General features: G+C 73.7%; 11 protein-coding genes. 3 read left to right on the top strand and 8 right to left on the bottom strand.

Annotated elements, in window-relative coordinates; genetic code table 11:
* Positions 1–20 precede the first annotated feature (20 nt).
* The 3 genes from ABTW87_RS09310 to ABTW87_RS09300 all read right to left on the bottom strand — a co-directional run bounded on the left by ABTW87_RS09310 (position 21) and on the right by ABTW87_RS09300 (position 2,338).
* The gene (locus ABTW87_RS09310) at positions 21–845 is read right to left on the bottom strand and encodes an LLM class flavin-dependent oxidoreductase (RefSeq protein ID WP_350650134.1); all 825 of its coding nucleotides are present in this window, start codon (positions 843–845) and stop codon (positions 21–23) included.
* 42 nt (positions 846–887) lie between these two features.
* Positions 888–1,982: a hypothetical protein gene (locus ABTW87_RS09305; protein WP_350650132.1), complete on the bottom strand. Its 1,095-nt coding sequence runs from the start codon at positions 1,980–1,982 to the stop codon at positions 888–890.
* Positions 1,983–2,146: 164 nt separating this feature from the next.
* Positions 2,147–2,338 (bottom strand): general stress protein CsbD, encoded by a 192-nt coding sequence (locus tag ABTW87_RS09300; protein ID WP_130321539.1) that lies wholly within the window; start codon positions 2,336–2,338, stop codon positions 2,147–2,149.
* 128 nt (positions 2,339–2,466) lie between these two features.
* On the opposite strand from ABTW87_RS09300, the gene ABTW87_RS09295 reads away from it, so the two are divergent.
* Complete coding sequence (locus ABTW87_RS09295; protein WP_350650130.1) at positions 2,467–2,940, top strand: molybdenum cofactor biosysynthesis protein; 474 nt, start codon at positions 2,467–2,469, stop codon at positions 2,938–2,940.
* Here the strand turns inward: ABTW87_RS09295 and ABTW87_RS09290 are convergent.
* Positions 2,937–3,590: a 4'-phosphopantetheinyl transferase family protein gene (locus ABTW87_RS09290; protein ID WP_350650128.1), complete on the bottom strand. Its 654-nt coding sequence runs from the start codon at positions 3,588–3,590 to the stop codon at positions 2,937–2,939. The two genes, ABTW87_RS09295 and ABTW87_RS09290, sit on opposite strands and share 4 nt — an antisense overlap.
* A 208-nt stretch (positions 3,591–3,798) precedes the next feature.
* Here ABTW87_RS09290 and ABTW87_RS09285 point away from each other — a divergent pair, with 208 nt between their 5' ends.
* Entirely contained in the window at positions 3,799–4,068 is a 270-nt protein-coding gene (locus tag ABTW87_RS09285; protein ID WP_350650126.1) for a hypothetical protein, read from the top strand.
* Between the two features lie 45 nt (positions 4,069–4,113).
* On the opposite strand, the gene ABTW87_RS09280 is transcribed toward ABTW87_RS09285, so the two are convergent.
* The 3 genes from ABTW87_RS09280 to ABTW87_RS09270 form a co-directional block, all read right to left on the bottom strand.
* Entirely contained in the window at positions 4,114–7,590 is a 3,477-nt protein-coding gene (locus tag ABTW87_RS09280) for a glycosyltransferase (protein WP_350650124.1), read from the bottom strand.
* A gap of 570 nt (positions 7,591–8,160) precedes the next feature.
* Positions 8,161–8,814, bottom strand: coding sequence for an HNH endonuclease family protein (locus tag ABTW87_RS09275; protein ID WP_350650122.1), 654 nt, complete (start codon positions 8,812–8,814; stop codon positions 8,161–8,163).
* Between the two features lie 456 nt (positions 8,815–9,270).
* Positions 9,271–10,938 (bottom strand): dolichyl-phosphate-mannose--protein mannosyltransferase, encoded by a 1,668-nt coding sequence (locus ABTW87_RS09270; RefSeq protein ID WP_350650120.1) that lies wholly within the window; start codon positions 10,936–10,938, stop codon positions 9,271–9,273.
* A gap of 84 nt (positions 10,939–11,022) precedes the next feature.
* Here ABTW87_RS09270 and rsmI point away from each other — a divergent pair, with 84 nt between their 5' ends.
* Complete coding sequence (rsmI, locus tag ABTW87_RS09265) at positions 11,023–11,871, top strand: 16S rRNA (cytidine(1402)-2'-O)-methyltransferase (protein WP_350650297.1); 849 nt, start codon at positions 11,023–11,025, stop codon at positions 11,869–11,871.
* An 86-nt stretch (positions 11,872–11,957) separates the two neighbouring features.
* Here rsmI and ABTW87_RS09260 read toward each other — a convergent pair whose 3' ends face one another.
* Positions 11,958–12,839: a hypothetical protein gene (locus ABTW87_RS09260; protein ID WP_350650118.1), complete on the bottom strand. Its 882-nt coding sequence runs from the start codon at positions 12,837–12,839 to the stop codon at positions 11,958–11,960.
* Positions 12,840–12,906 lie beyond the last annotated feature (67 nt).

Genomic DNA, 12,906 nt, shown 5'->3' with positions numbered 1-12,906 from the left:
GACGCCCGCGCCCGCGACGATCAGACCGTGGGACCGGCCAGGATCCGCTCCCGGGCGGCGTCGGGCCCGCCGCGCCACCACCCCATGGCCTCGATCCACCAGGTCAGCCCGGCGGCGGCGTACGGCGCGACGACCTCCGCCGCGTCCTCCGGCGCGGTCCAGCCCTCCACCGCGACGTCGAATCCGTCCAGGCTCCCGCGTTCGGCGGCGACGAACCGCACCGCGTCGGCGAACTGCCCGACCGGCACCGGCACACCCTGGCCCGCCCCGGTGAAGGTCGCCACCACCCCGTCCCAGCGGGCGGAGCGGCGGAAGCCGGGGCGGTTGGGCCAGCGGCCGGCGCACCAGACCGGAATGCGGGGCCGCTGCACCGGGGCGGGCAGCATCCGTACCCGCGCGCCGGTCGGCGTCGCCACCTCCTCGCCCGACCAGAGCGCCCCGAGCTGCGCCAGCGACTCGTCGAGGCGCCGGCCGCGCGCACGCAGGTCGGGATCCTCGCCGAAGGCGGAGTACTCGAGATCCATCGAGCCGATACCGGCTCCGAAGACCAGCCGGCCGCCGGAGAGGGCGTCGAGGGTCGCCGTCTCCCGCGCCACGACCTGCACCCGCCGTCGCGGCAGAGCCGTCACCAGGACCCCGAGCCGGATACGCGAGGTCCGCGTCGCGATCGCGGACGCGACGACGACGGGACTGACCACCGGCCAGTCGCCGTCGTGGAAGAGGACGTGGTCCCACAGGAAGACGCCGTCCCAGCCCGCTTCCTCGGCCGCGACGGCCAGGTCGAGCAGGGTGCGGGCGTCGGCGAAGGGCCCGACGTTGGGTAGACCGACGGCGTACCGGGGCATGTCCCGGACCCTAGCGGGACCCGGCGTCCCGCGCTGACCCCGTCAGCGCCACACGGCCGCGTGGTTGCCGCCCGGCGCGTTGATCCAGCCGACCAGGAGCCGCCGGTCGTTGAGTGCCATGACGGCGGCCGCCGGGTCGCCGATCACCGTGCGGCCACCGCGCCACACGAGGGCCCGTCGCGGGTCGGCACTGGTGCCGCCGATCCAGCCGGCCTCGTTGATGTCGCCGGCGTAACCGGTGAACTCGGTCCGGACACCCAAGTGCCACCGGAACGACTGCCGGGTACCGTCCGCGGCGACCGTCCAACCGGTGACCTCACCGCGGTCGTTGACCGCCTGAGCACCGCTCTCACCCGACGGCGTACCCAGGTTGATCATCCGGCCGCGGTCCCAGAGGAACGCGTGCCGGGCGCCGTCAGCCGTGGTGCTGGTTCCGACGATCTGCCCGCGCTCGTTGATGTCGGCCGGCACCGACTCGCTGCCGCCGAGCGTGCCCAGGTCGGTCAGCCGGCCCCGCTGCCAGAGGAACGCCCGCTGCCCGGCGTCCGTGTGGTGCACCCCGATCACCTGGGCACGGTTGTTGATGCCGGTGGCGCTGCGGTCGCCGACGCCGCCGAGGTCGGTGAGCACCCCGCGCCGCCAGAGGAACGCCCGCGTCTCGCCGCCCCGGATGAACGTCTGGTTGTCGCCGACGACGTCCCCGTGGTCGTTGACCGCCAGTGCGGTCCCCGTGCCGCGGTCGTCGAGCGTGCCCAGGTCGTGCGGCCGGCCGTGCCGCCACCGGCACGGGCGCGCCGCGTACGCGTCGGACTGGCAGAAACCGACGACCTCCCCGCGTTCGTTGATGTCGCGCGGCAGGCTGCCGGTGCCGCCGGGCAGGGGACGCAGCGCGGTGTGCCTCCCGGCCCGCCAGACGAATCCGAGCGGTGGCTGGATCTCGCCGTCGACCACGTTGGTCGCGGTGATGATCACCTCGCCGCGGCCGTTCACGTCGGACGCCGAACTCGACATCCAGCCCGCCGGGTGGATGTCCCGGACGGCGAGTTCCGCCCGGCCGGCCGCCCCCGCCGGTGCGGCGGCCAGCAGGGGCACGGTGATGAGCAGCGCGGCAGCGAACCGCCCGATCGATCGGGTCATCACGCAAGCCTGCGGCGTGGGCCGGCCCGGGACGACATGCCGTCCTAGATCCGACAGCCACGGAAAAACGGGTGACGGGCGGCCAGACGAACCGCCGCCGAAGCCTCCGGGCGTGGAAACTGCCGGAAGACCGCCCGGAGACGGCCTCCCGGAGGACGGCGCGATCAGATGGTGAAGTTGTCCGGGGTGTCCCGGGCGTCCTCCTGGATGTGCTCACCGGGCTTCTGGCCGTGGATCTCGTCGTGCTTGCGCACCCGATCCGCCTCGGACCGCTCGTTCCGGTTCAAGTCACCCATCCGGGCCCGGGCCGGGCCGGCGAGCTGCTCGATGTTGTCGGTTGCCCGCTCAACGCTCATGTCGCCTCCCCTGTCGTCGCGGCGGACGGCGGCGTTGCCCCGCCCCGCCAGGGACGCGTCCCCCACCCGGGGGCGACGAAACGCGGAGGCACCCGGTACCCGAGGGGTTTGTTCGTACACTCGGCGACGTGCCCGAGATCGTCCAGCTGCTGGCCTCGCCCGTGCACCGCTACGTCGGGCGGCCCGCGGACGGCCCGGCACCCGCACCGCCCGGCGAGCTGGTCGACGAGGTGCGGATCCGGGCCGGGCTCGGCATCGTCGGCGACCGGTACTTCGGCAAGCCGGCGCACCGCAACGCGAGCGTCACGGTGATCGCCCGGGAGTCGCTGCCTCCGGGCATCGACCTCACTCAGGTACGGCGGAACGTCCTCACCGCGGGCGTCGAGGTGGACGGCCTGGTCGGGGCCCTGCTGGTGCTCGACTCGGGCGACGGGCCGGTGCGGTTGCGGGTGAACCGCCCGGCCAACCCGTGCGCCTGGATGGACGTGACGATCGGCCCGGGGGCGTTCCGGGCGTTGCGCGGCCGGGGCGGCGTGCGCTGCACCCCGCTGGACGACGGGGTCCTGCGCGTCGGCCCGCTCACGGCGAACGTCGAACGCTAGCCGAGCAGCACCGCCGCGGTGCGGACCAGGCCGTCCGCGACGACGAACCGGCCGTCGACGACAGTCGGCGCGCCGGCGGCGGGGGCGGCGTCCACCCGGGCGGCGGCGATCCGGGCCGTGAACGTGCCGGCCTCCGGGTCCAGTTCGACGTACGCGTCGTGGAAGTCCAGCCACGTGCCGACAAGTGGATGCCAGACCTTGTAGACCGTCTCCTTGATGCTGAACACCACCGCCGGCCAGGAGGTACCTGTCGGCAGCCGCGCCAGCCGGTCCTCCTCCTCGGTCGACAGGATCGCCCGGCGTACCCCCGGGTTGAGGGTCTTGTGCTGCTCGGCGTCGAGGCCGACCGACCGGATCTCGCCCAGGCGGGCCGCCGCGGCGGCGCAGTAGCCGCGCGTGTGGGTGATCGCGCCGACCACGCCGGACGGCCAGACCGGCGCGCGGTCGGCGGCGGCCGGAACCGCGACCGGCGGTAGGCCGAGCGCCGCGATGGCCCGCCGTGCGCAGACGCGGCCGGCGGTGAAGTCGCGGCGGCGGCTCTCCACGGCCCGCTCGCCGAGGCAGGCCAGTTCCTCCGGCAGCAGCCGGCCCGCCCAGTCGGTGGAACCGGCCACGGCGACCGCGACCGCCGGCGGCAGCAGGTCACGCATCGGCGTCTCCCGGGTCGTGCCTCGGGTGACGGGTTCGCCCGGCCGGCGCCCGGTCCCCGGTCAGCTTCGCGTCCACCACGGTCGATCAACGTACCGCAATGGTGTAACGCCGGAGAGTTCTGCCACGCTGTTGGGGCGTCGCGTGGGGAAGCGGGCGGCATCCACTGTCGACTGTGCCCGGACGGGCACGGACCAGAAAGGGAGCGCGATGACCGGTGCTGCGGATTCCTCGACGTCCAGGACGGACGAGCACGCCCCGTCGACCCCGGCCTGGACCTGCGGGACCTGCGGCGCCGAGTGGCCGTGCGAGCCGAAACGGGATCTGCTCCTGCGGGAGTACCAGGCCGACCGTGCCATGCTCACCGTCTACCTCGGGTCCTGCCTGGCCGCGGCCACCCAGGACCTGCCCGCGCCGGCCGCGACCTCGCTCCAGGACCGGTTCATCGGCTGGTTGCCGCGGCTGCCGAAGCAGCCCTGAGCGCCATCGCGGGCGGCGCCCCGGCCAGGGCGCCGCCCGCCCTTCTCACCTCCTCATCTTTTCGCGCACCGGGGGCAGCGGCGCCGGTTCCGGTACGCGTACCGGTCGCGCCACGACGGGCCGGGGTCGCGCCCGGGCCGGCCAGGGTACGAGGCGTGGCTTCCGGTGCGCGCTGACGTCCTCGACCCAGCCGAGCAGCACCACGACCCCGAAGAGGAGCACCAGGGCAACCGCCAGGTAGCCGGCCTTGCCGAGCTGCCAGACGTCGAACAGGTCGCCGACGCTGAAGCAGACCGCGATCGCCGCGTTGTGCCACAGGTAGATCGTCAGGGCGCGGCTGTTCAGCGCGGTGATCAGGCCGTCCAGTGGCCGTACCCGGGCCAGCCAGGTCATCCGCGGTGCCGCGCGAAGCAGCACCAGCACGAACGCGAGCGAGTAGAACGCCTGCGCGACGGGGATCTCGTTGAGGTCGAGCCCGGCTGCGGGATGGGTCAGGACCCACCCGACCCCGACCGCCGCGCAGAGGACGGCAAGTGTCACCAGGGCGCCCCAGGGGATCCGGCGCAGGTGTCCGTCGCGGTGGGCGAACCCGACGATCCAGCAGGCGCCGAAGGTGGCCAGGTCGATGGCGACGGAGTCGACGACGGCCCGCCCGAGCGACGGGGCCGAGGTCTGCAGGACCACCACGGCCGCCAGCGGCAGCAGCACCGTCGGCAGCGGCCACCGGCGGTAGAGCCCGAGCAGCACGGGGGAGAGCAGGACCAGCCAGAGGAAGGTGACCAGGTACCACAGCACTCCGGTGACGTCCCGGGCCCAGGTGCTGCCCGCCGGCTCGGCGAGCGGAACCACCCAGGTCAGCAGTCCGGGCCAGGCGGGCCGGTCCGGCCAGCCCTGCCAGATCATCAACGGCACGACCACCAGCCCCAGCACCCACAGCGCCGGCAGGAGCCGGCGGAGGCGGGCGTTGACCGCACCGGTCGGCGACCGGTCGTACGACCGGGCCATCAGCGACCCGGCGAGGGCGAACATGACCCCCATCGCCGGGAAGGCCCAGCTCAGCCAGGCGAAGCCGAACATGTGGTAGACCACCACCCGGCCCAGGGCGATCACCCGCAGCAGGTCGAACCACCGGTCCCGGCCGCCGGGCGCGACTGGCCCCGCGGACGGCTCGGCGACCGGGTCCCCGGCCCGTTTCAGCTTCCGCCACCGCAGCCGGGTCCCGGTCAGCGCGGTGATCGTCGAGCGGACCAGCACCAGGTACATCAACTGCCGGTACGCGAACTGCTGCAGCGGAAGCGTCAGCAGGGGAGCGAGGCGCTCCCGGTCGAGCCGGAAGGCCACCAGCGCGGTGAGCGCCTGGACGGCGAGCATCGCCAGCCACGCCACGGCCGTCTCGGTGGTGCCGAGAAAGACGAGCCCGTAGACCGCCATCAGGTCCAGGACCGGCCCGAGCAGGGGCAGCACCACCCCGAACAGGGCGAGCACCGGCAGCCCGAAGCGGCCGAAGCGACCGGACGCGCCGTGGTCGAACACCGCCCGGCGGTGCTTCCACATCGCCTGCATCGTGCCGTAGCTCCAGCGGTAGCGCTGGCGCCAGAACTGGGGCAGCGTGGCGGGCGCCTCGGTCCAGGCCCGGGCGCGTTCCTCGTACACGACCCGCCAGCCCGCCCGGAGGACGGCCATCGTGAGGTCGGTGTCCTCGGCCAGGGTGTCGTCGCTGACACCGCCGACGGCGAGCAGTACGCGGCGGCGGAACGCCGAGATCGCCCCGGGGACGGTCGGCATGCAGCCGAGGGTCTCGTACAGCCGGCGGTCCAGATTGAAGCCGATGACGTACTCGATGTGCTGCCACCGCCCGAGCAGGCCGGTGCGGTTGGCCACCTTGACGTTGCCCGCGACCGCGCCGACCGACGGGTCGGCGAACGGCTGGACCAGCCGGCGGACCGCGTCACGCTCGAACACCGTGTCCCCGTCGACCATGACGACGATCTCGTGGCGCGCGTGCGCGATCCCGGTGTTCAAGGCGCTCGGCTTCCCGCCGTTGGGCTTGCGGATGACCCGGACGTTCGGCAGGTTCAGCGCTTCCACCAGGTCGGCGGTCCCGTCGGTCGAACCGTCGTCCACGACGATGACCTCGATGCCCCGGTGGTCTCCGCCGGCCAGTGACCGGACGGTGGCGACGATGCCGGCCTGTTCGTTGTAGGCCGGCACGACGATCGACACCGGATCGGTGACCGGGCGGCCCCACGACCAGCGCCGGGAGCGGCGGCGTCGGGCGTGCCGGCCGGCGAGGACGAGCAGCAGCAGCGTACGGGCGAGCACCAGGAGGCCGACCACCACGAAGAGCACGCGCAGCACCTCGAGGAACAGGTCGGCGATACCGACAGCCAGGATGACGGTGCCGGCGCGCAAGCGTTCGGGGCCGGACACCGGCACGTTCCCCTCGACCGGCCCGACTCCCTCCGCACCGGTTTCCAGGCCGCCGTTCACGCCGTCGGTGACGGTCGTGAACCGGTACCCGCGGGCCGTCATCATCGGAATGAACCGGTCCAGGGCGGCCAGTGTCTGGGATCGGTCGCCCCCGGCGTCGTGCAGCAGGACGACGGCGCCCTGACCGGTCGGCGGTGTCATGTTGCGCACCATGACCTCCGGGCCGGGTCGCGCCCAGTCCCGGCTGTCGGTGTCGTTCACGGCCGTCAGGTAGCCGAGCCGGCCCGCCTCCCGGATAGCCGTCCACGCCTCGTTGTCGATCGCCTGCGGCGTCGACGAGTACGGGAAGCGCAGCAGCCGGGTCCGGACGCCCGCGGCGCTCATGATGGCCTGTTGGGTCTGCGCGTACTCCAACCGGCGCCACCACCCGGACAGCACGGTGGCGTCCGGGTGGCTGAAGGTGTGTACCCCGAGTTCGTGCCCTTCGGCGGCGATCCGCCGGGTGAGACCCGGGTGCCGTGCCACCTGGCTGCCGACGACGAAGAAGGTGGCCTCGACCCGGTGCCGGCGCAGCACGTCGAGCACCCGCGGCGTCCACACCGGATCGGGACCGTCGTCGAACGTGAGGGCGATCGTGCGGGCCGGCAGCCGGTACGAGGCGGTCCGGCCCTCGGTGGTGTCCACCACCGGGCCGCCGGACCGGACGGCGGCGGGCACCCGGTCCTGGTCGCCGCTCTCCCGCACATGGTCGGGGACGAACTCGGAGTTGGCGTACGCCTCGACGAACAGCACGCAGAGCGCGACCGTGATCAGCATTCCCCAGACGAACCAGCCGGTGCGCAGGTCGGGGCGGTCGCGGCGGGCGCGTGGCGCCGCGCGTCGGGCGCTGTCGTGCTTCCGGGTTGTCCGGCGGGCCGTCAAGCCCGCCACCCCCTTGTCGGTTCCGTGGCAGACGGCGTCGGCGCCGACGGAGTGGTCGGCGGTGGCGACGGCGTGGCCGTCGGGCCGGTCGGCGACGGCGTGGGGAGCGGTGGCGGCGGTGGCGGCGGCGGGGGCGGTGGCGGGGGCGTCGGGGGCTCCGGATCCGGCCACCAGTCCGGTGCCGCCTCGGGCGTCGGTCCGTCCGGTTCGGACCGGACGAGCGGGGCGATCGGCTGTGGAGGGGACTCGACGAGGGCCGGCGGCACGTCCGCCGGCACCGGTGGGGCGGGCTGGTCGGCCGCGTCGAGCCCGGGTCGACGGTCAGGCGGCGGCAATGCGCCGGACGGTACGGCGGCTCCGGTCAGGGCGGCGGCCGCGACGAGCGGCAGGTACACGAGGGAACCGGTGGCGAGGAGGAGCCCCCACCGCCGGACCCGCCGGTGGCGACGTCCGGTGACATCGACGAACACCGGGGCGGAGCCCGGTGTGGCGATCCGGACCAGAGTTCCCGGCGGGGCTTCCGGTGCCTGGTGAGAGTGAATGTGAGCGACCACTCGGACGAGGCTAGAGGTGCGGTAGACCCCTTATGTCCGCTTCTCCGGTACCCCTGTACGTCCCGTCTTCGTAATGTGAAAACCCGGTCAAAGGCGTACTCGACGGATTAAGAGCGGACTTCGACGCAGACAGGCCGAGACGGGACGGACAGGTGTCTTTCGCTCGTCCCGTCTCGGACCGCCGGTCTCAGTAGGCGTGGGTCACGGTCACCGTGACGTTGGAGCAGGAGTTCGCCAAGCTGGTGAGCGAACTCTTCTCCGCACTGTCGACACTGAGCCGCCACCGGGTCTTCACCGCCGCCCACTCGCGGATATACCGGCACCTCTCCTGAGCGGGAAGCCAGGCCGCCGGGTCCTTGTCGCCCTTGGCCTGGTTGACGTTGTCGGTCACGGCCACGAGGGAGCGCACGTCACCGAGATCGTTGGCGAACGACTGCCGCCGCGAGGTGGTCCAGTTGCGGGCGCCCGAGTCCCATGCCTCGGCCAGCGGGACCAGGTGATCGATGTCGAGATCGGACGGGTTGGTCCAGTAGACGGCATCGTAGTAGGAGTACCACCGGCCGCCGGAGAGGGAGCAGCCGGAGCCGACCGACGGCTTCGTGGTGGCCTCTGCGATCAGCACCTCGTACCGGGTGTTGCACCCGTCGCCGTCGGCGTCGATCCAGTGCGGGAAGAGGTCGCGCGAGTAGCCGGTGCGCACCTCGGACGCGACGGGCAGGTCGGCGACGAGGGTGCGCAACGGCACCGAGATCGTCGCGGCCCGCGCCGGGGCGGCGAGGCCGAGAGTGGCGAGGGTGGCGGCGGCCAGGAGGCCGCCCAGCCAGCGGAGGGTACGGGTCATCGCATGCTCCATCCCGGTCGGTCGGGGGTCGCCCGACAGTCCAGTCGTGGCGGGTGCCGTCGGAATCGACGAGTGTTAACCAGAAAGATAAATTCATCGATACATTGAGGGAACCGTGCACCGGCCGGAGATCGCGCCAGGGGCCCACCCGTGGCGCTCCGTCCCGCCCGGCTGACCGACCGTTATCGGTCCCGTACGCAACGACTGTCCGGCGTGGCGTCCGTCGTGAATCTGACCCGGGCCGACCCGTTGTGCCGTTGCGGCCGGCTGGTTAAGCTCTCCCTGCGCGCCCCAATCGCCCGCTTCCCCCGTGGCAGGCGATCGGGGCGCGCATCTACGTGAAAGGGCCCGCACGCGAAAAGCGCGCGGGCCCTTGTCGTCGGTCCCGTCACCGGACCGCGACGAGCGGTGCCGCCGTCGGTCGGGCGCGGCGGCGACCCGCCGCGCCCCGGCCGGTCAGATCCAGCGGCCGTCCAACCACATCCGGTTGGACCAGTCGTCGTACGGCATGGTGTCGCCGACGAAGATCGGATAGAAGTACGCGAAACAGAGCGCCACGAGCACGACGTACGCCCCGGCGACGACACCGCCGACGAGGCGGCGGTCCTGGTCGGCCTCCGTCGCGTCGGCCGACCCGGCCGACACCGGCGGGCCGATGATCGCCCCCAGCACGTAGGTCACCGCGAGCACCAGGAACGGCAGCGCCGGTGCCGCGTAGAAGGAGAACATCGTGCGCCCGCCGGCGATCGCGAACCAGAACCAGGGCAGCAGGCCGGCGGCCACGCAGAGCAGGATCGTCCCGGCGCGCCAGTCCCGCCGCGCCAGGCCCAGCCAGGCCAGTGCGACCAGGGCCGGCAGGAACGACCACCAGAGCAGCGGGGTGCCCAGCAGCAGCACCTCCGAGGCGCAGCTCGCCGCGCCGCACGCCCCGTCGCCCGACCAGTAGAAGGCGACCGGCCGGCCCAGCAGCAGCCACTGCCACGGCCACGACTGGTACTTGTGTGAGTCGTCCAGTTGCGCGTGGAAGCCGTACGCGGCCCGGTGGTACTCGATGAGGTTCTGCAGCGCCCCGATGACCGGGGTGTCGCTCAGCGGGGCGTTCGGCCACCGCTGTGCGTCGATCACCCGGTAGTACCCCTCGTCGCCGAGCAGCCAGCCGGACCAGGTGGCGACGTAGGTGACCACCATCAACAGCCCGGCCAGCACCAGCCAGGGAACCTCGTCCAGCAGGGTGTCCCGCCAGGGGCGGCGCACCCCGGCGGATCGGCGCGCGCCCACCTCCCAGAACACCACCAGCAGCACGAAGACCGGCAGGAAGTACAGCGCGCTCCACTTCACCGCGCACGCGCAGCCGAACAGCACCCCGGCCGCCAGTCGCCACCACGGCCACGTACGCCAGCCACCGGCCGGCCGGCCGGCGCGCCCGGGGCGGCCCGGGTCCAGCCCGTCCGCCAGGGCGCGCGCCCAGCGGCGCCGCCGGGCGTCCCGGTCGAGCACCAGCGCACCGAATGTGGCCAGCACGAAGAAGAGCAGGAAGATGTCGAGCAGCGCGGTGCGCGACAGCACCAGGTGGAAGCCGTCCAGGGCGAGCAGCAGACCAGCGGCGCAGCCCAGCACCGTCGACCGGAACAGGCGCCGCCCGATCCGGACCAGCAGCAGCACCGAGAGCGTGCCGACGACCGCCGCCGAGAACCGCCAGGCGAACTCGGGGGCGGTGGTGACCAGGTGCCCGGCGGCCGAGACGCCGTGCTCGGTGTCGGAGTAGCCGAAGGCCCACTCGCCGAGCCCGATGAGCCACTTGCCCAGCGGCGGGTGGACCACGTACGACGGGCCGCCGTCCTTGTAGTTCCACTCGACGCCCCGGTCGACCAGCCCCCAGGCGTCGCGGGCGTAGTAGACCTCGTCGAAGATCTTGCCGGGCGGATGGGCGAGGTTGACGAAGCGCAGGATCGCCGCGATCGCGACGACCACACCGGTGGCCAGCCACGACCGCCTGTCGAGGTGCGCGTCGATGCTGGCCAGGCGGCGCCGTACGACGTCGGGGACGCCGCCGGCGGACTCGTCTCGATCCGGCTGCTCCGGCCCGGCCTGGCCGGCGGGGTGCGCTGTCGACGCCTGGGTCACCCCGCGATCGTAGGCTGCGGAGGCGGGTGCTGGCGCCCGTCGTCCCAAGAATCCCTACCGTCGTCGATGAAGGAGCACCGTCTCGTGGGTGAGAAGTCCGATCCCGGACGCCTGATCCTCCTCGGCGCGCCGCTGGGCAACCCGGCCGACGCGTCCACCCGCTTCCGCGAGGTGCTCGCCACCGTCGACGTGGTCGCCGCCGAGGACACCCGGCGGCTCACCCGGCTGGCCCGGGACCTCGACGTGACCGTGCCCGGCCGGATCGTCTCGTACTTCGAGGGCAACGAGGAACGCCGTACGCCGGAGCTTGTCGACACGCTCCTCGCCGGTCACGCCGTCGCCCTCGTCACCGACGGCGGGATGCCGAGCGTCTCCGACCCGGGCTACCGGCTGGTGCGGGCGGCGCTGGACGCGGGGGTGCCGGTCACCGCCGCGCCCGGCCCCAGCGCCGTCACCACCGCGCTCGCGCTCTCCGGGCTGGCCAGTGACCGGTTCTGCTTCGAGGGCTTCCTCCCGCGTACCCCGGCCGCCCGGCGGTCCCGGCTGCGTGCCCTCGCCGCCGAGGAGCGCACGCTGGTCCTCTTCGAGGCGCCGCACCGGGTGACCGGGGCACTGGCCGACCTGGCCGCCGCCTTCGGGGCGGACCGGCCGGCCGCGCTGTGCCGTGAGCTGACCAAGACGTACGAGGAGGTGGTCCGCCGTCCGCTCGGCGAGCTGGCGACGTGGGCGGCCGAGGGGGATCCGCGCGGGGAGATCACGCTGGTGGTGGCCGGCGCGCCGCAGGTGGCCGCGCAGCGGCCGGACGACGCGACGCTGCGCGCGGCGGTCGCCGAGCGGGAGGCGGGCGGCCGGTCCCGACGCGACGCGGTGACCGAGGTCGCCGCCGAGTACGGGCTCCGTCGCCGCGAGGTCTACGACGTCGTCCACCGCTGACGGGCTTCCGTTCGCTGCGGAAGCCCGTTAAGAAGGGACCCTTCTACTACCTCAGGCGTTATCAAGGGGCCCTTCCTTGCACCGTGTCACCAGGCGGCGGTGAGGAACCCGACCGTGATCAGCAGCGGCCCCACGGCCGAGGCGGCCACCGCCCAGCGGCGCAGCCGCGGCTCGCGCAGCCGGGTGGCGCCGCTCCAGCGGGCGATGCCCGCGCCGCAGCCCGCCACCGCCAGGAGGCCGAGCAGCCAGCGCAGGTGCCCGGACGCGCCGGTGTCGGCGTACGCGGTGCTCGCGTCGCGGCCGGTCACCCGGGCCGGTACGACGCTCCCGGGCGTCGCCAGCTCCCGGGCCACCCCGCTCACCGCGACGCCGTGCGCGACCCATCGGTCCCCGGTGGCCACGAAGTTGCCCCGGCAGCGCTGGGTCAGCCCCCCTCCGGTGCAGTCGTCGATCACCACCCGCCCGGACGTCGAGTGCCCGACGGCGAGCCACAGCGGCGCGGCGCTCACCCAGGCGAAGAACGCCGCGAGCAGGCTGAGGGAGACCAGCGCGGCCAGTCCCGGCAGCGGGTCGGGCGGGTGCGCCGGCTTACGGGCGCGTCGCCGCCACCGCTCGAACCGGGCCCACCGGCCGCGCTCCGGCTTCGGCTCCGTCTTCACCGGCGTGCCGTCCCAGTGCACCTCCTCGATCGGCGCCCACGCCTCGTCACCGTCCGGCGGGTCGCCGGGTCGGGAGCGCGCCCGGCGCAGCCGGCGCGGCTGGCGGACCGGTACCCGGCGCGGCAGCGCGTCCAGCGGAGCACCGGTGGTCGGCTCCACCTCGACGGCGGGTTCGGCCGTCGCCGACGGTGCGCCCGGCACCGGACGGGGGTGCGGCGCCACCCCGGCGGGACGCGGCGGCGCGGCGGGGTCGTGGTGACCGCCGGCCGGCGGACCGGACGGGCGCTCGTCGGCTCGTCTGCCACTCACGTGTTCATTGCACACCGGTACGCACACCGCACCGGGCACGTCAGGCCGCGTGTCGAGGACAAATCGG

The organism is Micromonospora sp. NPDC126480 (assembly GCF_040302465.1).
Classification (GTDB): Bacteria; Actinomycetota; Actinomycetes; order Mycobacteriales; family Micromonosporaceae; genus Micromonospora.
Note: the sequence above shows the minus strand (reverse complement) of the source record. Positions and strands in the feature narration are given on the sequence as shown.